Genomic DNA, 24834 nt, shown 5'->3' with positions numbered 1-24834 from the left:
ATGGCGGTTGTAACTACTAAAGCAATTGTTTTAAGTTCTCTAAAATTTGGAGACTCTAGTTTAATTGTAAAATGTTTTACCGAAGAAGAAGGTGTAAAGTCTTACTTAATTAGAGGTATTTTAAAAGCAAAAAAAGGAGGTATAAAGGCAGCTTATTTTCAACCATTAACACAACTAACAATTGTAGCGAGTCATAACAATAAAGGTACTTTAAACTCTATTAAAGAGGTTCAAATCTCTAATCCTTATCAAACTATTTATAGAGATATTGTTAAGCAATCTGTAGTTTTGTTTTTATCAGAAGTTTTGTCTTACGCAATAAAAGAAGAAGAAAAGAATGAGGATCTTTTCGAGTATTTAGAATCGGGACTTATTTGGTTAGACTTACATGATAAAATCGCCAATTTTCACTTATTATTTTTACTCAATTTAACCCGTTTTTTAGGTTTTTATCCAGATTTATCTGATGATGATAAATATGGATTTGATTTAAGTGAAGGAATTTTTTCTGATTTAATATCTCAAAAAAACATTATTTCAGGCAATTATTATTACCAATTTAAAAAATTGTTAGGGATTACTTTTGATGAAATAGAAAATGTATCTTTTAGTAAACAAGAGAGACAGATTGTCTTAAAAGTTATTATACAATATTTCGAACTGCACTTAGATGGTTTTAAAAAGCCAAAATCATTACAAATTTTAGAAACTGTTTTTAGCTGATGCATTATAGTGTTCACTAAAAAAACTTAAGAAGGCTTCGCTAAAAGATACAAGAAACAAGATGTTTTCAATTACTTTTTTTAGTTTGAAAAAACTCTAATTTTTCTTCTTTTTACCTTCTTCAGTAAAATTATCGTTTAATGCTCTTTCCGTTTTTATAACACTAACTAAAATAGATAGTAGCACTAAAACCATTGGTTGCCAGGTTAATTCTATAGTAGCAAAATTTGCAATAACTAAAGCTCCTAAAAAAGAAATACCAGAGTAGATTAAAAGACTTTTATTAAAAATAGCATTCGAAAAATCCCATATTTCTTTATTTAGCATTGCTTTAGGTGTTTTGTAACCATATATACCATTCACTTTTTTTGGAGGGAATTTCCAAAAAATAATACTGATTAAAAATAATAAACCATTTGTGGTAAGTATGTATAATAAAGTTTCGCTCATAATTCTATTTTTTAATTTTGCTACTGCCTACTTTTTAATAGGTCTTAATAATCCTTCTTGTGCAACAGAAGCAATTAGTTTACCATCTCTTGTAAAAATATTTCCTTTAGATAAACCTTTAGCTCCAAAAGCATTTGGAGATTCTACACAATACAACATCCAATCATCAAAATCGAAATCTCTAAAAAACCACATAGAATGATCTAAACTTGCCGTTTGTGTATTTCCAAAATTGTGATTACTTGCATTCGGATTAAAAGCGGCATTTAATATATTATAATCAGAAATATAGGCAAGAATTTCTTGTTTTGTTCTAAAATCCATTTCTTGTTTTTCACCCTTTAAACGAAACCAAACCTGTTCTGTGGGTGGTAAGTTTTCTGGTTGTAATGGATTTGGTATTCTTACAGGTTTAAACTCTATTGGTCTTTCTATACTTAAAAAGTATTTCATGGATTTTGGTAAAAAATCACCAAATTTTTCTAACATATCGTCCCAACTCAACAATTTTTCTGGTTGTTTTATAGTTGCATCAAACGTTGCCTGATGCTCAAAACCATCTTCTTGTTTATGAAATGAGGCCGCTAGAATAAAAATAGTTTTATCTTTCTGGCTAGCAGTAACTCTCCTTGTAGAAAAACTACCACCATTTCTCACCTCTTGTACATGGTAATTAATACGCGTTGTTAAATCTCCAGCTTCTAAAAAATAAGCATGTAAAGAGTGTAAAATACGATTTTCTGGTATTGTTTTATAAGCTGCATTTACTGCTTGTGCAATAACTTGACCACCAAAAACATTAGGGCTTCCAATGGTAACGCTATTTCCGCTAAAATTATGATTACCTAAATCTTCTAGGTTTAAAAGTGCAATTAATTCTTTACTATTTATCATACTTAATTTCTAAATTTTTAAAAGGAAACTTTTGTTGAAATGGAGTTGGCTGAACTCTTTGCAAAAATAACTTTAAAATTTTGTTTTTTATTGTTTTTTGATGACGAAGATACATGGTTAAATCTTGAGGAACTGCACCAACAGAACTTTTTATCTCGCTAGCAGTTCTTCCAAAATTAATGGTTTTTAATTTCTTACTGATAGCCATTTCTATATAATCATACAACATTCTTTGGTAAATAGCGTACTCTCTATTTAGTTGATAGTCAATGCCAACAAAATGTGCGTCTAATGATTCTTGGTTTATGATTCCAGAAACAAAACCAACAATTTTGCCTTCTAAAGAATAAGATTTTAAAATATATTTTTCACCAAACAGTTCTTTTAAATTTCTATAGGTTTCTAAATTGAAAACACCTAAATTAAATCCGGCATTAGAAGCAACTTTCTCATAGAGCTCTGTCATTTTTGGTAACATCTCATCTATATTTTCTAAAGTAACATCTTTAATTTTTATTGCTGCACTCTGTTTAAATGCTTTTTTAGCTTTTACCCTAAACTTGGTTTTCATGGAAGCCAAATAATCATCAAAATTTTGCCAATTTTCATGGATTTGAAGCTTCATGTTTGGTTCTACAGAAAACGGATGATAATTAAAATTCTTTAAGGTGCTTGTTGTGGTTAGTGATTCTTTTGTAAAATCTTTTATAAGAAATGCATCAATTTGTTTTTTTAGTTTTTTATCAGAATTTACAAAATGCTTCATACTTTCTGCCAATTCTTTTATAATGGCTTTTTTATCTTGATTTTCCCTTATAAAAATACCATGTTCACCACTCACAAAAGTGTTTCCGCAGATTAATAATTTTAAAGGTTTTTTATCAGGAAATACATGAAGTTTTTTTCCAATAGTTTTTAAAATTTCGAAGTCATTTTTTATAGAATTTAATTCAAAATTAATTATTGTTAAACAGGCAAAAGCTGTTGGTATATTTTTTTTATCTACTAAAACAATATATGAAAAGGTGATTTCTGGGTGATTTTTTTCGATATACTTTAAAAAATCAGGATGAAAATAACTGTTTTTTGTACAGTTTAAAGTCTCCCATATTTGGGTAGGAATTTCATCAATAGAAGAGAAAAATTTTGCAGTATTTGTATTGGCGCAACAAATCAAATTAATTCATATCGGTTTTTAAATTTATAGACCTTTTATAAGGAGGTTCTCTATATGCAAAGTTCCGTTTTCTTTAGTAATAATATGGTAATTTATAAGTCAAATTTCGCTAATCACAATTCCAATAGTTCTTAGCATTTATAAAACCATTTTTTAGAGATTTTTAATTTATAAATGATTTTTTTAGAAAAATTTACTATAATTCATTTTTTTTGTGGTCAAATATTGAGTCGCAAATTAGTATAATTACTTACCAATTGTCCTTTTAATTTTTTTAAGGAAATTTTAATTGAAGTGTTGTTTTTTTATAATTTTTAGAGTCATATATAGTTTTGTTTGCTGTTAAAGATGTTTTCAAATTTGACTTAAATAAGTATAATTCTATTTTTAAAAGATAAGAACTTTAAAATTATAACGTTTCTTTAACATTCTTACTTGTTAATTATTTAAAGTGCTGAACGTCTTAAAAGTATATTTGCAAAAACCGAATACTTTTTAAGTATAAATATAAAAGTACAATTAACCAATTATGAGAAAGATTATTCTAGCTATTCTAGGAGTTTTAACAGTTCTGGGAGCTATCTTATTAGGTAGTTATCTTATTGAAAAAAACCAAAAACCAAAACCAACCTTTGAAAAACAAATAAAAACTGTTTTTGTAGAAAATGTTGTTAATAAAGATGTTCCTATTATTTTAACAGCAAACGGAACCTTAATAGCAAAGAATAAAATAGAAATATATTCTGAAGTTTCAGGTGTTTTAAAAGCATCTAACAAGTTATTTAAAGCAGGTACCAATTATAACAGAGGTGCAACTTTGTTAAGTATTAATAGTGATGAGTTTTACGCAAGTTTACAATCTCAGAAAAGCAATTTAAATAATTTAATAACTGCAATTCTACCAGATTTGCGTTTAGATTATCCTGTTGCATTTACCAAGTGGGAAACGTACATCAAAGGATTTGATATGAATAAAACAACTCCTAAACTTCCTGAATTTTCTACGGATAAAGAAAAGTATTTTATCACTGGAAGAGGAATCTTAACAGCATATTATAATGTTAAGAATTTAGAAGTACGTTTATCTAAATATCAAATTAGAGCTCCTTTTACTGGGATCTTAACAGAAGCATTGGTAAGCCCAGGTTCTTTAGTAAGAGTTGGTCAAAAATTAGGGGAGTTTATAAACCCAAGTGTTTATGAAATGGAAGTTTCTGTAAATTCTAAGTTTGCAGATTTATTAAAAGTGGGTAATTCTGTAGCACTTTCTAATTTAGAAAAAACAAAAGAATACACAGGTAAAGTAGTTCGTGTAAACGGTAAAGTAGATCAAGTATCGCAAACTATAAAAGCTTTTGTAGATGTTGCTGATAAAGATTTAAAAGAAGGTATGTTTTTAGAAGCAGACTTGGTTGCTAAATCAGAAAATGACGCTATTGAAATTTCTAGAAAATTACTGGTAGATAATAAAGCTATTTATACTGTTAAGAATGATAGTATCTTATCACTAGTAAATGTAGATCCTGTTTATTTTGGTGATGAAAAAGTAGTTATAAAAGGATTGGAAAACAATCAGAAAATATTAACGCAAGTGTTACCTGGAGCTTTTGATGGTATGATTGTGAAAATTAATAAGAAGTAATTAGATGAGAAAATTAATTACTTATTTTATAAAATATCCTGTTGCTGTAAATGTATTTATCATAGCATTTGTAGCTTTTGGTTTAGTAGGCGCTTTTAGTATGAAATCGTCTTTCTTTCCATTAACAGATTCAGAATTAATAAACATTTCTTTAGTATATCCAGGGGCTTCACCTCAAGAAATGGAAGAAGGTGTGGTCTTAAAAATTGAAGACAATTTAAAAGGAATTGTTGGTGTAGAACGTGTAACATCTGTTTCTAGAGAAAACTCTGCAACTGTAAATATAGAGGTAGAAAAAGGGAAAGATATAGACGTTGTTTTAACAGATGTAAAAAATGCGGTAGATAGAGTTCCGTCTTTTCCTTCTGGTATGGAGCCTGCTGTAATAGCAAAAGTAGAAAGTATAAGACCAACCATTAGTTTTACTGTGAGTGGAGATAATATTCCGCTAAAATCTTTAAAACAATATGCTAGAAATATAGAAAATGATATTAGAGGTATCGAAGGAATTTCTCAAGTTACTATTTCTGGTTTTCCAGACGAAGAAATAGAAATAGCGGTTAAAGAAAACGATTTACGTGCTTTTAATTTATCCTTCGCAGAAGTAGCAACTGCTATACAAAACTCTAACCTTTTAATTACGGGTGGTAATATTAAAACGGCACAAGAAGATTATTTAATTAGAGCAAGCAATCGTTCTTATTATGGTGTAGAATTACAAAACCTAATTGTAAGAACAGAAACAAACGGACATATTATTCGTTTAAAAGACATTGCAGAGGTTAAAGATACGTGGTCGGAAACTCCAGATAGATTGTATTACAATGGTAATTTGGCAATTGATATTTCTATTAGTAATACCAATAATGAAGATTTGCTTTCATCAGCAGATAAAATTAAGGTTTATATTGATAAATTTAATCAGCAAAATCAAAACATTCAGTTAGATATTACAGATGATAGAAGTGTAACATTACAAGGAAGAACAATGCTTCTAATAGAAAATGGAGTTGTTGGTATTTTACTAGTTTTGTTTTTTCTAGCACTCTTTTTAAACTTACGTTTGGCAATTTGGGTTGCTTTTGGTTTACCTGTTGCATTTTTAGGAATGTTTATTTTAGCAGCTCAGTTTGATGTTACCATTAATATTTTATCTCTTTTTGGGATGATTATCGTAATCGGTATTTTGGTGGATGATGGAATTGTAATTGGAGAAAATATTTATCACCATTATTACGATTTAGGAAAAACTAAAATTCAGGCAGCAATTGACGGTACAATGGAAGTAATTCCGCCAATTGTTTCTGCAATTCTAACAACTATTATTGCCTTTTCTACCTTGTTTTTTGTTGATGGAAGAATCGGTAATTTCTTTAGTGAAGTGTCTACAATTGTACTTTTAACATTAACCGTTTCCTTAATAGAAGCGTTGATTATTTTACCTGCACATATTGCACATTCTAAAGCTTTAGATAGAAAACGTTTAGAAGAAGGAGCAGAAGCTAAAATGAATGGAGTTGATGCTTTTTTTAATAAGATAAATAGGTTTGCAGATGGAGCTTTGACTAAAGTAAATGAACGATTTTATGTTCCTTTTTTAAAGTTTTCTTTAAAAAATAAAGTATTTGCTTTTGCCATGCCAATTGCCTTATTAATTTTTAGTTTAACATCTATTGGTGGTGGTATTGTTAGAACTTCTTTTTTCCCTTCTGTAGCAAGTGATAAAATTCAGGTAACTTTAAATATGCCGCAAGGTACTAACGAAACAATTACAGATTCTATTATTTCATCTATAGAAGAAAAGGTTTGGTTGATAAATAAAGAATACACTGCAAAGCAATCTGGAGACGAGCAAGTTGTTCAGAATGTTATAAAAAGGGTTGGTCCAGGAAGTGCAAATGCAACTTTAAGTATTAATTTATTAGCAGGAGAAAGTAGAGAATTTTCATCACCAGAAATAACAAATTCTATTAGAGAAAAAGTAGGAAAAGTTTATGGTGTAGAAAGTCTGGTTTTTGGTTCTGGAGGAAATTTTGGAGGAAGTCCTGTTGCAGTTTCTTTGTTAGGAAATAATATTGAAGAACTAAAAGCAGCAAAAGAAGAATTAAAATTAGTGTTAGAAAACAATCCACTTTTAAAGGATATTTCAGACAATGATCCTGCGGGAATTAAAGAAGTAAGTATTTCTTTAAAAGATAATGCATATGTATTAGGCTTAAATTTACAGTCTGTAATGGCGCAAATACGTAATGGTTTCTTCGGATTTCAGGCACAACGTTTTCAACGAGGGCAAGATGAAATTAAAGTTTGGGTACGTTACAATAAAGAAGACAGATCTTCTATTAAAAATTTAGATGATATGCGTATTGTTGCCCCAAATGGAACAAGAATTCCGTTTTCTGAAATTGGAACTTATGAAATTAGAAGAGGAGATATTGCTATTAACCACTTAAACGGTCAAAGAGAAATACAAGTTTCTGCAGATTTAAAAGATGCAAAAGAAAGTGCTACAGAAATTTTAGATGAGATTAAAACGAGTGTAATGCCACTAATTCTTTCTAAATATCATTCTGTAACACCACTTTACGAAGGTCAAAATAGAGAGGCTAAAAAGACAACAGATTCTTTAGTTTGGTTAAAATATATAATTTTAGGCTTAATTTATATTGTAATTGCGTTTACATTTAGATCTTACAGTCAGCCAATTTTATTACTTCTAATGATTCCTTTTAGTATGATTGGTGTTGTTTGGGGGCATTTTATTCACGATTTTTCTATCAACATTTTATCTTGGTTAGGTATTATTGCCTTGGTAGGTATTATGGTAAATGACGGATTGGTTTTAATAGGTAAATTCAACAGTTATTTAAAAGAAGGAATGTTGTTTGATGATGCCTTAATTATGGCGGGTCAATCTCGTTTTAGAGCAATTTTCTTAACTTCTTTAACTACAATTGCTGGTTTAGCACCTTTAATGTTAGAAAAAAGTAGGCAAGCTCAATTTTTAATTCCGATGGCAATTTCTATTTCTTACGGAATAGCAATTGCAACCATTTTAACCTTGGTGATGTTGCCATTATTATTGTCTGTTTCCAATTCTATAAAAGTGGGCATTAAGTGGTTAAAAACTGGAGAAAAAGTAACTAAAGAAGAAGTAGAAAGAGCTATTATAGAATCTAAATTTGACGAAAATGAAGATCATTAGAAATACCATATTAATAGTCGGATTTTTATCGACTTTACAAGGAATCTCGCAAGAGATTTTAAGCAAAAAAGAAGCATTAGAAATTACGTTAGAAAATAACTTCGGAATTAAAATTGCGAACAATAATTTAGAAGTTGCAAAAAACAATAAAAGTATTTATAATACTGGTTTTTTACCAACAGCTTCTATTTCTTCTGGTGCAAATTATAGTAATAACAATCAAACAATTTCTCGTCAAGATGGTACTTCTACAAGTATAGACGGTGCGGTTACAAAATCGTATAATGCCTCAATAGGTTTAAATTACACCATTTTTGATGGATTGGGTAGAAAATACAATTATCAACAATTAAAAGAAACCTATAATTTAACTGAATTACAAGCTAGAGAAACGATAGAAAACACGTATTTACGGTTGTTTACAACGTATTTTCAAATTGCAAGATTCTCAGAAAATCACGCAAATTTAAGAGAAGCTTTAGCAATTTCTAAGCAACGTTTGCAACGTGCAAAATATCAATATGAATATGGACAATCTACCAAATTAGAGTTACTAAATGCTGAGGTAGATGTAAATAATGATAGTATTACTTTAATAAATGCTAATCAGCAATTAAGCAATGTAAAGCGTGGTTTAAATATTATTTTAGGTATTGAAAAAGAAGTGAATTATGTAGTTGAAACAGATGTGGAGTTTATAAATGAGCTGAATTTTGAAGACCTTTTACAAAAAACAATAGCTAATAACTCTACCTTAAAACAAAATGAAAAAAATATTGCTATTAGCGAGTTTAACATCAAAATAAACAAAGCAAATTATTTACCATCTTTAGGTTTAAATACTTCTTACGGATGGAACAAAAGTGAAAACCCATCAACTTCTTTTTTGGCGGCATCTACCTCTAACGGATTAAATGCAGGTTTAAGTTTGTCTTGGAATTTGTTTGATGGTGGAAGCACAAAAACCAATGTTGCAAATGCTAAAATTGCTTTAGAAAATCAGCAAATATTATTAGAACAACAAAAAGTAACTATAGACAATAGTTTAAAAAATACTTGGGAGAATTATCAAAACCAATTATTTATTTTAAAAGCGCAAGAGCAGAACGTTTTAACTACACAGAATAATTTTGATAGAAGTACAGAGCGTTATAAATTGGGGCAGATAACTTCTATAGAGTTTAGACAGGCGCAGATTAATCTTATCAATTCTAAAACAGCATATAACAATGCAAAGTTTGATGCAAAATTGATAGAATTACAGCTCTTACAATTAAGTGGAGATATTTTAAACGTGAATTTTTAAAAACTGATTTTGGTCATATTTTATAATGATCTCTTGTTTTATTTTTGAATTAAAAATTATATGAGCATGAATTTTTTAAATATACCACAAGTATCTTGGGTAAATGGTACCATTATGATAGGCGTTTTTGCCGTAGTTGTTGTTGGTTTAGTTGTAGCCGTTTACCTCTTAATGAGTACAGATAAAAAAGCAAAGTAATTTTCCCTCCCCTAATATGTATAAAGGCCCGAGTTTATCTTGGGCTTTTATAGTTACAATAAATTACAATACTCTTTATTTTTAAAATTCGTTTCACTATTTTTATAGATGATAAAATAAGCTGTAATGACAAGTAAGTTAGAAATTAATTTTGGGTATCTATTCGAGGAAGATTTAATCTCAGAAATTGAAAAATTAGGTGTTTCTAAAGTATTTAAAGAAGATACTACAATTATAGAAGTTGGTGATTATATTAAATCGATGCCTTTATTAATTTCTGGGGCTATTAAAATTCTTAGAGAAGACGAAAAAGGAGATGAGATTGTTTTATATTATTTAGAAAAAGGAGATACTTGTGCCATGACACTTTCTTGTTGTATGGGACAAACAAAAAGTAAGATTAGAGCAGTTGCAGAAACAGATGTTGAATTGATTATGTTGCCAAAAGAAAAAATGGCAGAATGGTTAGGGAAGTATAAAACCTGGCAGGCCTATATTTTACAAACCTATCATAATAGAATGGATGAGCTTTTAGAAGCTTTAGATACTATTGCTTTTTTAAAAATGGATGAACGTCTTTTTAAATATTTAAAAGACAAGGCGATGGTTACTCACAATGATCTTTTGCATGTTACTCACAAACAAATATCCGAAGATTTACATACCTCTAGAGTTGTTATTTCTAGGTTGCTTAAAAAATTAGAAAACGAGCGTAAAATTCAACTTTTTAGAAATAGTATTAAAGTTTTAGAACTGTAACATTAGTTACTGAATAATAATAAAAGACATCCTATTTTTGTAATAAAAAGAGATGAAACTTTTAACTTTATTTATAGCAGTGTCTTTTATGTTTGGATGTAAAGATGCTAAAAAGTCTCCTACTTATTCTAAAAAATCAGTTTCAGAAACACAAGAACATATTGGTAAAAAGTTAATGGAAACCAATTGTTATGTTTGTCATAATGCTACAACTCCAGAAGATAACCGAATTGCACCACCAATGATTGCTATTAAAAAACGGTATTTAATGGAAAATACTACAAAAGCTGCATTTATAGCATCGATGCAAAATTGGATTGAAAACCCAACCAGAGAAAATGCTATTATGTATGGTGCTGTAGAGCGTTTTGGACTGATGCCAAAACAGGCTTTTCCAAAAGAAACCATCCAACAAATTGCAGATTATATGTTTGTGTCTGAAATTGAAAAACCAACATGGTTCGAAGAACATTACAATCAACAATTTGGAAATGGAGGTGGTAATGGAAAACGAATGCAAAGACAACAACAAGGTATTAATTTAAAAAAACTATCGTACAGTGAAAAAGGATTGAAGTATGCATTAGCTACTAAAAGTGTTTTGGGTAAAAACTTAATGGGTACAATTCAAAAAAAAGGAACACTAGAGGCATTGAAATTTTGCAATATAAAAGCAGATCCTTTAACAGATAGTATGTCTATAATGTATAAAGCAACTATAAAAAGAGTATCAGACAAACCTAGAAATGTAAATAATACAGCTAATATTTTAGAGAAAGGATATATTGCTGTTTTTAAAAAAGAGGTACAGTTAAATAAAGAGTCAGAGCCCATTGTTGTTGAATCTGCAGAAAATGTAAAGTTTTATTACCCAATTAAAACAAATAGTATGTGTTTGCAATGTCACGGTACACCAACTTCGGATATTAAAAACACTACTTTAGCAGAAATAGATAAGTTATATCCAGATGACTTAGCAGTTGGCTATACAGAAAATCAAGTAAGAGGAATTTGGAGTATTACCTTTCATAAATAATTATAAAATTCTTAGGCATGAGTAATTTTACAGAAATAATAAATCAAGATAAAGCTGTTTTAGTAGACTTTTTTGCAGAATGGTGTGGACCTTGTAAAACAATGAGTCCAATTTTAAAAGAAGTAAAAGACGCTTTAGGTGATGCAGTTTCTATTGTTAAAATAGATGTTGATAAAAACCAATCTTTAGCAGCAAAATACCAAGTAAGAGGTGTACCAACCTTAATGTTATATAAGTCTGGTAAACAAGTTTGGAGACAATCTGGTGTGGTATCAAAAAACGAGTTAATTACTATTATAAATAACGGTAGTAATTAATTATTCATAATAGTATTGCTCATTAAACACCTAATTAATTTTAGGTGTTTTTTATTTAGAAATACAATCTAAGCTATAAAAACCACCACAATTTTCGGTTCTCTTTTTAGAAAATTGTGTAATAAGGTAAGCTGTTGTAATTAAGTTTCTTAATTCACATAAATCTATAGAAAGTTCAGAATAGTCATAGAGGCGCTTGTTGTCTTCGTAAAGTACTTTTAAACGCTTTTCTGCTCGTAACAAACGCTCGTTAGAGCGCACAATACCTACATAATTTGTCATAATAGTTTTTACTTCATTTCTATCATGCGCAATTAATATTTTCTCCATGTTTTTAATAACACCGCTATCATTCCAAACAGGAATATCTTTTGGCGCTTTGGCTTTATTATATTTTTTAGAAACATTTAAAAATGCATTGTGAGCATATACCAAGCCTTCTAATAAAGAATTAGAAGCCAATCTATTTCCACCATGCAAGCCAGTTCTGGTAACCTCGCCACAAGCATATAATTTCTTGATAGAAGTTTTTGCTTTTTTATTCACATTTACACCGCCACAGATATAATGAGAAGCAGGTACAACTGGAATATAATCTTTAGTTACATCAATATTTAATGAAGCACATTTTTCTGTAATATTAGGAAAATGTTCTTTAAATTTCACCATATCTAGATTCGTACAATCTAAATATACATGAGGTTTTCCACTCTTTTTTAGCTCATTATCAATGGCTCTAGCAACAATGTCTCTAGAGGCTAATTCTTCTCTTTCATCATATTTATGCATAAAGAAATCACCATTGTAATCTCTTAGTTTTGCACCAAATCCTCGTACAGCTTCAGAAATTAAAAAGGCAGGATATTCCCCAGGGTTGTACAACGCCGTTGGATGAAACTGAATAAATTCCATTTCAGAGATTTCTGCTTTTGCACGGTAAGCAATTCCTATTCCATCTCCAGTTGCAACCGTTGGGTTTGTGGTGGTTTCATATACTTGACCATTTCCACCAGAAGCTAAAAGTGTAAATTTGCTAACAAAAGTTTTTACTCTCGCATTTTTTTCATCTAAAACATAAGCTCCATAACAAGAAATTTTGCCATTTCGTTTTGTTTTTGTCTTTTTAGTTTGATGTTCTGTAATTAAATCTATCGCGTAATGATAGGTAAGAAATTCTATATTAGGTAATGCATTTACTTGTGCCAATAAAGCACGTTCTATCTCTGCTCCCGTAATATCAGTATGATGTAATATTCTGTTTTGAGAATGTCCGCCTTCACGACCTAAATCATAGTTTCCATTTTCATTTTCATCAAATTCGGTTCCCCAATTTATCAACTCTTGCAGTCTGTTTGGTGCATTTTCTACAACCATTCTTACTACTTCTTCATCACACAAGCCATCACCAGCAACTAAAGTATCATTTATATGTTGCTCAAAAGTATCTACTGTTTTGTTGTAAACGGTTGCAATACCACCTTGTGCATACTTTGTGTTAGACTCACTCTGTTCGTCTTTTGTAACAATTGTAATTTTTGCTTCTTTAAACTTAGTAGCTGTTTTTAAGGCAAAAGTTAATCCAGAAATTCCAGAACCAATCACTAAAAAATCAGTGGAAATTATTTTTTTATCAGGTAACATTTTAAGGCGTTATTTAGAAAGCTCAAGCATTCTATTAATAGGAATTATTGCTTTTTTACATAATTCTGCTTCCACTTCTATATTTGGTAATTCGTGTTTTAAACACAAGTATAATTTCTTTAAAGTATTCATTTTCATGTAAGCACATTCACTGCAAGCACATGTGTTGTCTTCTTTTGCTGGAGCAGGAATAATTATCTTATCAGGGTTTTCTTGTAGCATCTGAAACAAAATTCCGGCTTCTGTAGCAACAATAAATTTCTTTTTATCGCTGTTTTTTACATGATTTAAAAGACCAGAAGTAGAACCGATATATTTGGCAACTTTAAGCATGTGTGCTTCAGATTCTGGATGCGCAATTAATTCTGCATCTGGGTGTTCTTTGTATAAATCTATCAGTTTTTCCATAGAAAAAGCTTCATGAACCATACAAGCTCCATCCCAAAGCAACATTTCTCGTCCTGTTTCTTTATTTAAATAATCTCCTAAATTTCTATCTGGAGCAAAAATAATAGGTTGATCTTGCGGAATAGAATCAATAATTTTTCTAGCATTAGAAGACGTACAAACGTAATCGCTTAAAGCTTTTATTTCTGCAGAGCAATTTATATACGTAACAACTAAATGATCTGGATGCTTCTTTTTAAATTCTGAAAATTGTTCTGGCGGACAAGAATCTGCCAAAGAACAACCTGCTAGTAAGTCTGGTAATAAAACTTTTTTAGTAGGATTTAATATTTTTGCAGTTTCTGCCATAAAATGAACTCCTGCAAAAACAATGATGTCTGCATCTGTTTTAGCAGCTTGTTGTGCTAAAGCCAAACTATCACCAACAAAATCTGCAATTTCTTGAATTTCATCTATTTGATAATAATGCGCTAAAAGAACTGCATTCTTCTCCTTTTTTAGTTTCAAAATTTCCTTAACATAATCAATATTAGGAGTTTCAATATCTAAAAATCCTTTTTTGTTGAGGTTTTTTTTTGCACTAACTAAAGTTTCCATAAAAAGTGTTTATTATTAACTACGTTGCAAATATAAACTCTATTTTGTTGGTAGGAAAATGATTGTCATCATTCTGTTAAATTATGGTTATAATAAACTAAAAAATGAACTTATCTGAAAGTTTTTGGGAAAATAAGTATCAAACAAACAAAATTGGTTGGGATTTAGGAGCTGTTTCTCCTCCTTTAAAAACATATTTTGATCAATTAACAAATAAAGACTTAAAAATTTTAATTCCAGGTGGTGGAAATTCTTACGAAGCAGAATATCTTTTTAACAACGGTTTTACCAATGTTTATGTAATAGATTTAGCTAAAAGTGCTTTGGTAAATATTAAAAATAGGGTTGCAGGATTTCCGGAATCACAATTAATATTAGGTGATTTTTTTGAGTTAGATCAAACTTTTGATTTGATTATTGAACAAACTTTTTTCTGTGCAATACATCCTGATTTAAGAGAAAAGTATGCGTTAAAAATGAACCATTTGTTAGGTGAGAAAGGGAAATTAGTAGGATTACTTTTCGATGCAAAACTAAATGAGCACCATCCACCTTTTGGTGGGAATAAAGAAGAGTATATTAACTACTTCGATCCCTATTTTAATCTGGATATTTTTACAGCATGTTATAATTCTTATCCGAACAGACAAAAAATGGAATTGTTTGTGAAGTTTGTAAAGAAGTAATGAAACAATAATCTAAAAAGTGTGTTTTTTGGAATTTGAATTTATTTTAGATTTTCTAAAAACACTCTAAATTCATCTGTGTTGTAATTGGCCATTCCCTCATGTGTTAATACAATATTTCCGTCACGATCAATGATATAAGTTGTTGGTAAAGCAGATGATTGTAACATTGCAGGCAAATTAGTAGCAAGCGTATAAATTGGTAAATTATAATCTTTTCGTTTATTAAAAGCCTTTGCAGTTTCAAAATCTTTATCGAAAGACAAGAGGATAAAAGCAACATCTTTCCCCATTTCTTTATGTAATTTACTGATACTAGGCATTTCTGCAATACAAGGAGGACACCAGGTTGCCCAATAATTTAGAAATATTACTGTATCTTTTAAGTCTGCTAAAGAAACAATTTTACCATCGCTATCTATCAACTTTATATTTAAATCTGCCTTTGTGTATTCAGAAATAGTTTTAGAGTTTTTTTTGTTTGTGATTTCCTTTACATCAGGGTTCATTATGCCAGTAGCTAATACGCCTCGTTGTGCAAAACCAATTACTTCTGTATGCAAACCTGTAGCGTAAAGTGTAATAAGTATTAATACAAAAACTCCGTTCTGGATCCACGTTTTCTTTGTGTTTTTATTTTTTTTCATTTTAGTGATTTTTAATAAAACTTATTTCTTTCTCGCTATAATTTATACTGAATATTTTACCTTTACAAGGCGTACAAACATAAATAAAATAAGGCCTAACAGACGTATCTCTTGTAGCCAATCATGTTAAAGTAATATTAAATATTAGAGGCCTCTATGTGTTCTTGTTTTCTTAAATTTACCAATGGAAAATATGGGTTTAGCTACTTATGTTACATAGGGAACGTATGGCAATGTATATTTTTGTAGATCTTAATAAATATAACAAGTATTTTTAATATGGAAGACATGATCTTTTATGATAGGTTGCAATTTGCATTTACTATCACCTTTCACTACATATTTCCGCAATTAACAATGGGGCTCTCATTGCTGATCGTTTATTATAAATGGAAATATCTAAGAAATAATAATGAAAAGTACAATAATGCTGCAAAATTTTTGATGAAGATTTTTGCAATTAATTTTACAATGGGTGTTATAACGGGAATTCCAATGGAGTTTCAATTTGGTACCAATTGGGCAAAATTTTCTGAGCTTACAGGCGGAATTATTGGTCAAACTTTAGCTATGGAAGGCCTGTTTTCATTCTTTTTAGAATCTTCCTTTTTAGCACTCTTTATTTTTGGTGAAAAACTAATGGGACAGAAATTACATTTCTTAACAGGTTTCTTAGTGTTTTTGGGTTCTTGGGCAAGTGGTTGGTTTATTTTAGCTACCAATGCTTGGATGCAACACCCAGTTGGTTACGAAATTTTAGAGAATGGAAAATTTGTGTTAGAAAATTTCTCTGCTCTTTTTACCAACCCATGGTTGTTACCTGCTTTTTTACACAATCAAATGGCATCTGTGGTAACCTCATCTTTTGTGGTAGCAAGTATTGGTGCTTTTTATATTTTAAGAAAAAAACAAGTAGAATACGGGAAGTTATTTTTAAAAACAGGTGTGGTTTTCGGATTAATTTCTAGCCTTTTAGTGGCTTTCCCTACAGGAGACTGGAATGCTAAAAACGTTGCAAAATATCAGCCAGCGGCTTTTGCTGCCATGGAAGGGATTTTTGAAACAGAAGAAGCTGGAGCAGAAATTGTGTTGATTGGACAGCCCAATATGGTAGAAAAAAAATTAGATAATAAAATTGCAGTTCCGAATATTTTAAGTTTTTTAACCCATCAAGATTGGAATAAACAAATTCCTGGAATGGACCAGTTTAAAGAAGAAGAATTGCCAGATAATATTCCGGCTCTTTACTATTCCTACCATATTATGGTTGGTTTAGGTACCATATTTATTGGTATTATGGCTTTGGCGCTTTTCTTTCTATGGCGAAAAAAGTTGTATACCTTTAAGCCATTACTTTGGTTTATTATGTTTTTAGTTCCGTTTCCATACATCGCAAATATTACAGGTTGGTATACGGCAGAACTTGGTAGACAACCGTATTTAGTGTATGGTCTGTTAAAAACAAGCGATGGTGTTTCTCCGACAGTATCATCTGGTAATACCTTATTTACTTTATTGGGTTTTGTGGCTTTGTATATGTTACTAGGACTATTATTTTTAGTTTTAGTTGGTAAAACAATCAACGAAGGTCCTAAACTTCAAAAACATTAAACTATGGAAATATTTTGGTACATTATAATAGCAACTGTTTTAGGCATCTTTTTTGTTTTAGACGGATATGATTTTGGAACAGGAATCATTCATTTGTTTTTTGCTAAAAAGGAAAATGACAAAGAAGTAATTACAAAATCTGCAGGTTTATTTTGGGATTCTAATGAGGTTTGGTTAGTGGCTGCGGGTGGAATGCTGTTTATGGCTTTTCCTACTTTTTACGCATCCGTTTTTAGTGGGTTCTACTTACCCTTAATCATCGTTTTGTGGTTGATTATTTTTAGAGCTATGGGGTTAGAGTTCAGAGGTCAATTTAAATATCAAATGTGGAAAGACATTTGGGATGTTTCCTTTGGAGTTTCTAGTTTGTTGTTAGCCTTGTTTTTTGGTATTGCTTTAGGTAATATTGTAAGAGGTGTAAATCTAGGAGGTGTAGAAAATGGTATTTCTGTTTATGAAGGACATTATTTTTTTTTGCCATTATGGGATAGCAGTTTTAGTCCGATAAGCGAAACGCCAGGTATAATCGATTGGTTTACTATCATTATCGGTTTTATTTCTGTGGTTACTTTGGCAATACATGGTGCTAATTGGGTAATTTTAAAAACCAATTCATCTATCAATTTAAAATTGAAAGGTGTTATTTTTAAGTTGAATATTGCCTTGGCTATACTTACTGTATTTTCTTTATTTGTTTGGCAAATAGTGAATCCAGATTCTTTAAATAATTTTGTTGATAAACCTTATTTAATTGTATTTCCTATTCTGTATTTTACAGGATTAATTGGCTTGTTCTTTATCAAAAAAATTAAAAAAGATGTTCATGCTTTTTGGTTATCAACTTTATTAATTTTAGGAGGAATTACCTCTTCTTTGGCTTCTTTGTTTCCCGTTATTTTACCTTCTGTTAATGATGTTCATGAACCACTTACTATATACAATACTGCCGCACCAGAATACGGTTTGTCTGTGGCGTTTATTTGGGGGATTATTGGTATTATCTTAATAGTAGTTTATTCAATTATTCAAAAAAGATTAAAGGGTGGTAAAGTAGATAAAATGGATTATGGGCATTAGTTCTATTTGTATGACAGCACCAGGAATATTTTCTTCGGATAAATCTTTAAAAAAATGGTTGGGATTTGTTTCTTAGACACTCCTAGATTTAAATAATATACCATGACAGAAACATTAATTTCTTTGCTTAGTATTTTAATAGGAATAATCGGAGCGATTAGTATGGGTATTATTTATAAAAAGTATTCTTTTGGAATTGTAGGGAATACCATTGCTGGCGTTTTTGGAAGTGTTTTTTTTATTAAATCATTTGGACGATTAGGCTTTAATCCGCAATCTGTCATGGAAAATGGAATGTTTCATGGGATACTTTTTAGTATCAATTGTATGGTTTCTCTTTTAGGAGGAATATTAGGATTGGTAGCTATTAAGTCGATAAAAAGTAAGTTAAATAAGTAATTGTTTGTTTAAAAAAAGTTAAGCATATTTCATTTATATTTTTTTGAAAATTATGAACCATTTGGTTAACTAAAAAAAGAGAAAGTAAGGTTTTAGAAGCTTTAAAAGTGTGTGTTTTAAAACAAGCAAATGAAGTATCTTGTTGAGGTATTGCCATTTTAACTTAGCTTTTAGGCTGAGTAATTATTAATATCTTGCAGTAGAGAAAATTGATGAATTCAAAAAGTCATATTCAGATTACTTTATTTTAATAAACAGGGTTTAAGGAATGTCAAAAACTAAAAAATTCGGCACATTTGCAGGTGTTTTTACACCGTCAATACTCACAATTTTAGGAGTAATTATGTATATGCGTCTCGGTTGGGTAGTTGGAAACGCTGGTTTATTAGGTGCTATTCTAATTATTATAATTGCACATGTAATTTCTATTTCAACGGGGCTAAGTGTGTCTTCTGTTGCAACTGATAAAAAAATAGGAGCAGGCGGAATTTACTATGTCCTTTCTAGAAGTATGGGAGTGCCAATTGGTGGTTCTATTGGTATTGCTTTGTATGTTGGTACTGCTTTTTCTATCGCATTATATTTAATAGGTTTTGCAGAAAGTTTTAATAGCTATTTAGGCTTTGGTATGGAGATAAATGATTTTAGAATCACTGGAACCATTGCCTTAGTTTTACTTACTGCTTTGGCTTTAATAAGTACATCTGTAGCCTTAAAATCGCAATATTTTATTTTAGCAGCTATTGTATTGTCAATTGTTTCCATCTTTTTTGGGTCACATAATTTTACACCACAAACGGTATCTATGTTTTCTACTGAAGGATCGGTTCCTTTAGAGGTTGTTTTTGCTATATTTTTCCCCGCAGTTACTGGTTTTACTGCAGGAATAGCAATGAGCGGAGATTTAAAAGATCCTAAAAATTCTATTCCAAAAGGTACGTTACTCGCTATTGGTGTTGGTTTAATTGTGTATTTGGTATTGGCTGTTTTTATAGCATATACAATAGATTCTGAAGTCTTAAAATCGGATTATAATATTTTAATGAAAATAGCCTTTTTTGCTCCTGCCGTAATTGCTGGAGTTTGGGGCGCAACATTATCATCCGCTTTAGGTGGAATTTTAGGCGGCCCAAGAATTTTACAAGCCATGTCTGTAGATAAAGTAACACCTCGTTTTTTTGCAAAGGGAAGGGGTGAAAATAATGAGCCTGTAAATGCTTTATTACTGGTATTTTTAATAGCAGAAGCCGGAATTTTAATTGGTGAATTAGATGTTATTGCGCGTGTAGTTTCTATGTTTTATTTAACTGCTTATGGTTTTATTAACCTATCTTATTTTCTAGAAAGTTGGGCTAATCCAGATTTTCAACCCACCTTTAAAATTAAAAGATGGATTGGGTTGGTAGGGTTTGTGGCTTGTTTTGGAGTGATGTTTAAATTAGACATGATTGCAATGATTGCTGCTTTGGCGGTAATTAGTGGTTTGTATTTTATGCTGAGGCGAAAGGAAGTGAAAATAAATTCTACAGATATCTGGAAAAGCGTTTGGGAAAATGTGGTGAATAAAGGATTGATGAGGATTGATACAAAACACGATATTGAGACTAATTGGAACCCAAACATTATTCTTTTTAGCGGTAGCAGTGAACATCAACGATATTTATTAGAATTAAGTAAAGCTGTTTCTGGTAAAACAGGTGTGGTTACTAACTTTAAACTGATTGTAGATAAAGAGAGTAAAGTTCCTCTAAAAAAGAGAGAACAAGTTGTTAGAGAAGATATGTATAATGACTTGGGTATTTTTGCTCGACAGATAAAGGTTAATAATTTATATAAAGGAATTACCAACATAGCAACTACTTTTGGTTTTTCTGGTGTAGAGCCCAATACGATTATGATGGGGTGGCCAAAAGGTCTCGAAGATTCATCTGAATATGCAGAAATGACGGAAACACTACTCTATTTAGATTATAATTTATTGTATCTAGATTTTGATAGAAAATCTAAATTTGGTAGGTATAAAACAATCGATTTATGGTGGAGAGAAACTGATAGTAAAAATGCAGAAATGATGCTAAATATTGCGCGTTTCATTATTGCTGCTCCAAAATGGAATCAAACTTCTATACGTGTTTTATTTGTAGATAATAATAATGTGGGGCCTGAAATTATACATGCAAAAATATCTAAACTGGTAGAAGATCTTAGGGTGTTAGTACAAATTGTAATTGTAGAGAATGTTATAGATCAAATTCCTTTTTACGATCTGATAAAAAAATATTCTAAATCTACCGATTTAACTGTTGTTGGAATACCTAATTATAAAATAGAAAAACAAGCTCAATTTATTCTTAAAACAAATGATTTGTTCGAAACTATTGGCTCTACTTTATTAGTAAAAGCAGCCAATAATTTTAATGTGTTAGATTTAGATTTTGTAGAGGATGAATAGTTTTTTTAGGCATATTTTTAATATGTTTTTTAAAGTAATTCAAGTTCTTGTATCCCTCTTATTTAAAGGTGTTTAAATCTGTTAATTTGCTAGGTAAATAGCCATAAATCTTTTTAAATGCAACCGTAAAGTGTTGTGAATGTTTGTAGCCAACTTTATATGCCGCTTCTGTTATATTACAATTTTTTTCTAGTATTAATTCTTTTGCCTTTTCCATTCTATTTTTAGTTATATACTTAAAAATTGTTGTAGCATATATTACTTTAAAATCATGTTTAAGTTTAGATGTATTTACTCCTATTGTTGCAGCTAATTCAGTAATTGTTAAAGATTTTTCTAGATTTATATGTATGTATTCACTTATTTTTAGAATATTATTATAATCTTCTATAGGTAAAAGGCTATTTTCTTTTTCATAATTTTCTTCATTGGTTTTAGCTAATAACTGTATCAACAATTCGTTTATTTTTGCTTCTAAATATGCTTTTTTTAAATCATCAGGATACTTACAATTTATAATTTGATTAATATGTTTTTTTAATTCTATGGATATTGGCTTGCTCTTTTTCCACATTAAAAATGGGGTTTTATTAGAGATGGCTGCACCTAATTTGTGTAGTATTTGTTTAAAATTGGAGCCAATAATATCCTTCAGATATTGTTCTGTAAAAAGTATTTCTAAGGTTTTTCTACTTTTTGTTTTATAATTTAGATTGCCATTAACTTCTGGTAAGTAAAATAAGTTATAATGTGCATCTGGAATAAAAATTTCTGTTTGCGATGAATTTAAGGGTACATAATGGCTATAACCTTCTATTTCAAATTGTAATTTAAATAAAGGAAAATCATGCTGTACATCTATATTATAATTTTCTGTCTTAAGATCTCTTATTATAATTCTTAAACCATTAATACAAATTTCTGTTTGTGTTCCTTTTAGACTATTGTTATTTATCTCAGTTGTTTCTTCTGTGTAATTAGGCGTTTTAAAATTTTTTTGAAATGATTTTACTAATATGTTTTTATCAAAAATGGCACTTTTTAGTGTTGTTTTCATTTCTTCTTTTCTCGTTGATTAAAAAACCTTTTGCGTTATAATGATAGATTTTTACTTATCTAAATTTGCGTAAAAATAAAACATTATTAATAATTAGTCTAAATAAGAACAGTGTATCTAGTTTTATTTCAAAAATTAAGATGCATTTTAAGTTTTAAAAAACAAAAAATAAATTAATATTATGCAAGTATCAAGAATTCTAAAAACAATTATTGCGTTGTTTTTAATAAGCTCAAGTTATGCTCAACAAAGCACAGGTAGAGTTTCAGGTAAAGTAATAACATCAGATGGTAACCCTGCATCTTTTATAAATGTAATTATTAAGTCGACCAAATTTGGTACCACTACAGATTTTGATGGAAAATATTCTTTAAAAAATATTCCTTACGGAGATTATACTTTAGAGTTTTCATTAATAGGAATGCAACAAAAAACGATAAATATTCAAGTAAACTCTTTAGAAACTAAGATAAACGATATACAATTAGATGAAAATCAAGAGCAATTAAATGAAGTTGTAATTATTGCAGAACGTTTAAATCAATTTGCACATAAGGAGTCTGAATATGTAGCAAAGGTTCCGTTAAAAAACAGTAATAATCCACAATCCTATTCAGTAGTAACAAATGCGTTATTAAAAGAACAAGTAAATACAGATTTAGCTTCTGCTTTTAAAAGTATTACTGGTGGAGGTTATGTACAGTCTAATGACGGTAATGTAAGTGTGTTCTTAAGAGGTTTTAGATCTGACGTACATTTAAGAAATGGCGGAATTGCTTGGGTAAAGGCACCAATTGATCCTCAAAATATAGAAAGAATAGAACTGATAAAAGGGCCTGCTTCTTTATTTTATGGAGCTAATGTTAATAATATTGCCAACTTTGGTGGTGTTGTAAATAAAGTAACAAAACAAGCTTATAATGGTGAAAAATTAGATTTAGGTTACATCACAGGAAGTTACGATTTAAATAGAGCAACCATAGATTATAACACCGTTTTAAACAAAGAAGAAGGTGTTTTCTTTAGGTTTAATGGAGCTTATAATAATGAAGCTAGTTTTCAAGATCAAGGAATTATAAAAGAGTTTATGTTGGCGCCTTCTTTAACTTTTGAGTTGTCAGACAAATTAACAATTAAAGCAAATCTAGAATACAACCAAAGTAAACGTAATTTAAACTTTGCAAGAGGTGTATCTGGTGCCTTAATTTCTGATACTGTAAATTCTTGGGATGATTTAAACTGGGACTTTAATACCAATTATGGTACAAATGAAATGGCTGGTTATTTTTCTTCTTTAGTGTCTCAAATAAACATGAATTATAAATTATCTGATACTTGGACATCAAAAACAAACTTTACAAAAGCAAGTTCATTTACAGATGCCAATTATTTAAGAGTAGTAATGGGAGATGTAACAACTGTTAATAGGTTTTACTTACAATTAGACCCAAGAGAAACTCAAAATACACACATTCAACAAGACTTTTTAAATGTTGTAGAAGGTAGTAAAGTTGATAATAAATTTGTTGCAGGTATTAGTTATTTAAATAATTTAGATGACACACAGCGTACCGGAGTTTGGAATGCAATTGATGCCGTAGATACTACAAACCCTGTAATTACAGGTCTTACAAACGATCAATTTGAAGCAAATTTAGCTGATGAAACAAAAAATAAAACAATTACCAAATTTCAAACCTTAGGTTTCTACGCTTTTGATGCTATAACCATAAACAAACAATTAACGCTTACAGGTGGTTTACGTTTCGATCGTTTTATGTCTAGTAACACAATATCTAATGGAGTAGAAGGAACTAACGGATACAATCAAAATGCATTAAGTACCAAATTGGGTGTCGCTTATAATCCGTTTGATGATAAAGCATCGGTATTTGTAAATTATATGGATGGATTAAACAATAATGCGCCTTCAGATAACGGAAATGGAGAAATTATTTCTTGGGATCCAGAAAGAGCAAAACAATTTGAAATTGGTACAAAATTAGACTTCTTTAACGGTAAATTATTAAGTACAATTAGCTACTATAATATTAATATCGATAATGATATTATTGTTGATGAAAACGGAATTAGCTCTCAAACCGGAGAAACATTAAGTAAAGGTTTCGAGATAGATTTAATTGCAAATCCATTACCAGGTTTAAATATTGTTGCAGGGTATACTAAAAACAATGCTACTTTAGAAAAAGTAAGTTTTAGTAACCAAGCTGTTTTAGGAAACAGTTTAAGTTATACACCAGAAACAGTTTGGGACTTTTGGTTAAGTTACCAAGCTTTAAAAGGAAGTGCAAAAGGTTTAGGCTTTGGAGTAGGAGCTAACCATATGAGCGAAATTTATAACAGTACAACCAATAATTTTGGTTCAGAAGCTTATACAACGGTAGATGCTACTGTATTTTACAAAAAAGACAACTACAAAGTAAGTGTTAAGGCAGATAATATTTTTGATAAAGAATATTACAATGGTTACGGAATACCTCAAAAGCCTTTTAACTTTAGAGTAGGTCTTACGTATAGTTTGTTTTAATTTT

21 protein-coding genes are annotated in these 24834 nt (G+C 29.9%); 14 read left to right on the top strand and 7 right to left on the bottom strand.

Annotated elements, in window-relative coordinates:
- Nucleotides 1-723, top strand: a complete 723-nt coding sequence (gene recO / locus WG945_RS09175) for a DNA repair protein RecO (protein ID WP_068447251.1) — start codon at nt 1-3, stop codon at nt 721-723.
- A gap of 96 nt (nt 724-819) precedes the next feature.
- Here recO and WG945_RS09170 read toward each other — a convergent pair whose 3' ends face one another.
- From WG945_RS09170 to WG945_RS09160, 3 genes are read right to left on the bottom strand one after another with little or no spacing between them, the layout of a single operon-like run.
- The gene (locus WG945_RS09170; RefSeq protein WP_068447249.1) at nt 820-1173 is read right to left on the bottom strand and encodes an SdpI family protein; all 354 of its coding nucleotides are present in this window, start codon (nt 1171-1173) and stop codon (nt 820-822) included.
- 27 nt (nt 1174-1200) lie between these two features.
- On the bottom strand, nt 1201-2067 hold the full coding sequence (locus WG945_RS09165) for an acyl-CoA thioesterase (RefSeq protein WP_068447247.1): 867 nt from the start codon (nt 2065-2067) through the stop codon (nt 1201-1203).
- Nucleotides 2057-3244 carry a peptidogalycan biosysnthesis protein gene (locus WG945_RS09160; RefSeq protein WP_231874460.1) on the bottom strand — a complete coding sequence of 396 codons (1188 nt, stop codon included), beginning with the start codon at nt 3242-3244 and terminating at the stop codon, nt 2057-2059. Before WG945_RS09160 ends, WG945_RS09165 begins: the two co-directional genes overlap by 11 nt.
- Nucleotides 3245-3773: 529 nt before the next feature.
- Between WG945_RS09160 and WG945_RS09155 the strand changes: the two genes are divergently transcribed.
- The 7 genes from WG945_RS09155 (at nt 3774) to trxA (ending at nt 11707) form a co-directional block, all read left to right on the top strand.
- Complete coding sequence (locus tag WG945_RS09155) at nt 3774-4886, top strand: efflux RND transporter periplasmic adaptor subunit (RefSeq protein WP_068447245.1); 1113 nt, start codon at nt 3774-3776, stop codon at nt 4884-4886.
- A 4-nt stretch (nt 4887-4890) separates the two neighbouring features.
- Nucleotides 4891-8091 (top strand): efflux RND transporter permease subunit, encoded by a 3201-nt coding sequence (locus tag WG945_RS09150; protein ID WP_068447243.1) that lies wholly within the window; start codon nt 4891-4893, stop codon nt 8089-8091.
- Nucleotides 8078-9397 carry a TolC family protein gene (locus tag WG945_RS09145; protein ID WP_068447242.1) on the top strand — a complete coding sequence of 440 codons (1320 nt, stop codon included), beginning with the start codon at nt 8078-8080 and terminating at the stop codon, nt 9395-9397. Before WG945_RS09150 ends, WG945_RS09145 begins: the two co-directional genes overlap by 14 nt.
- A gap of 66 nt (nt 9398-9463) precedes the next feature.
- Nucleotides 9464-9595 (top strand): hypothetical protein, encoded by a 132-nt coding sequence (locus WG945_RS09140; RefSeq protein WP_262501901.1) that lies wholly within the window; start codon nt 9464-9466, stop codon nt 9593-9595.
- Between the two features lie 126 nt (nt 9596-9721).
- Nucleotides 9722-10354, top strand: coding sequence for a Crp/Fnr family transcriptional regulator (locus WG945_RS09135; RefSeq protein ID WP_068447240.1), 633 nt, complete (start codon nt 9722-9724; stop codon nt 10352-10354).
- 52 nt (nt 10355-10406) lie between these two features.
- Complete coding sequence (locus WG945_RS09130) at nt 10407-11390, top strand: c-type heme family protein (protein WP_068447238.1); 984 nt, start codon at nt 10407-10409, stop codon at nt 11388-11390.
- Between the two features lie 17 nt (nt 11391-11407).
- Nucleotides 11408-11707 (top strand): thioredoxin, encoded by a 300-nt coding sequence (gene trxA / locus WG945_RS09125; protein ID WP_068447236.1) that lies wholly within the window; start codon nt 11408-11410, stop codon nt 11705-11707.
- A gap of 51 nt (nt 11708-11758) precedes the next feature.
- Here trxA and nadB read toward each other — a convergent pair whose 3' ends face one another.
- Together nadB and nadA are read right to left on the bottom strand one after the other, a co-directional pair.
- Nucleotides 11759-13348 (bottom strand): L-aspartate oxidase, encoded by a 1590-nt coding sequence (gene nadB, locus WG945_RS09120; protein ID WP_068447234.1) that lies wholly within the window; start codon nt 13346-13348, stop codon nt 11759-11761.
- A 9-nt stretch (nt 13349-13357) separates the two neighbouring features.
- Entirely contained in the window at nt 13358-14353 is a 996-nt protein-coding gene (nadA, locus tag WG945_RS09115) for a quinolinate synthase NadA (RefSeq protein ID WP_068447232.1), read from the bottom strand.
- A gap of 104 nt (nt 14354-14457) precedes the next feature.
- Here nadA and WG945_RS09110 point away from each other — a divergent pair, with 104 nt between their 5' ends.
- Nucleotides 14458-15039, top strand: a complete 582-nt coding sequence (locus tag WG945_RS09110; RefSeq protein ID WP_068447230.1) for a methyltransferase domain-containing protein — start codon at nt 14458-14460, stop codon at nt 15037-15039.
- Between the two features lie 41 nt (nt 15040-15080).
- Here the strand turns inward: WG945_RS09110 and WG945_RS09105 are convergent, their stop codons facing one another.
- Nucleotides 15081-15686, bottom strand: coding sequence for a TlpA family protein disulfide reductase (locus WG945_RS09105; protein WP_068447228.1), 606 nt, complete (start codon nt 15684-15686; stop codon nt 15081-15083).
- A 279-nt stretch (nt 15687-15965) separates the two neighbouring features.
- Between WG945_RS09105 and WG945_RS09100 the strand changes: the two genes are divergently transcribed.
- From WG945_RS09100 to WG945_RS09085, 4 genes are all read left to right on the top strand, one after another.
- Nucleotides 15966-17297, top strand: coding sequence for a cytochrome ubiquinol oxidase subunit I (locus WG945_RS09100; RefSeq protein WP_068447226.1), 1332 nt, complete (start codon nt 15966-15968; stop codon nt 17295-17297).
- 3 nt (nt 17298-17300) lie between these two features.
- Nucleotides 17301-18374, top strand: a complete 1074-nt coding sequence (gene cydB / locus WG945_RS09095; protein ID WP_068447224.1) for a cytochrome d ubiquinol oxidase subunit II — start codon at nt 17301-17303, stop codon at nt 18372-18374.
- 102 nt (nt 18375-18476) lie between these two features.
- Nucleotides 18477-18773, top strand: coding sequence for a hypothetical protein (locus WG945_RS09090; RefSeq protein WP_068447222.1), 297 nt, complete (start codon nt 18477-18479; stop codon nt 18771-18773).
- Nucleotides 18774-19041: 268 nt separating this feature from the next.
- A complete protein-coding gene (locus WG945_RS09085) occupies nt 19042-21225 on the top strand; it encodes an amino acid permease (RefSeq protein WP_068447220.1) in 2184 nt (727 codons plus the stop codon).
- Between the two features lie 58 nt (nt 21226-21283).
- Here WG945_RS09085 and WG945_RS09080 read toward each other — a convergent pair whose 3' ends face one another.
- Nucleotides 21284-22282 carry an AraC family transcriptional regulator gene (locus WG945_RS09080; RefSeq protein WP_068447219.1) on the bottom strand — a complete coding sequence of 333 codons (999 nt, stop codon included), beginning with the start codon at nt 22280-22282 and terminating at the stop codon, nt 21284-21286.
- A 181-nt stretch (nt 22283-22463) separates the two neighbouring features.
- On the opposite strand from WG945_RS09080, the gene WG945_RS09075 reads away from it, so the two are divergent.
- Nucleotides 22464-24830, top strand: a complete 2367-nt coding sequence (locus tag WG945_RS09075) for a TonB-dependent receptor (protein WP_068447216.1) — start codon at nt 22464-22466, stop codon at nt 24828-24830.
- Nucleotides 24831-24834: the final 4 nt, after the last annotated feature.

The sequence above is a fragment of the Polaribacter atrinae genome (assembly GCF_038023995.1).
In the GTDB taxonomy this organism is placed as follows: domain Bacteria; phylum Bacteroidota; class Bacteroidia; order Flavobacteriales; family Flavobacteriaceae; genus Polaribacter; species Polaribacter atrinae.
Note: the sequence above shows the minus strand (reverse complement) of the source record. Positions and strands in the feature narration are given on the sequence as shown.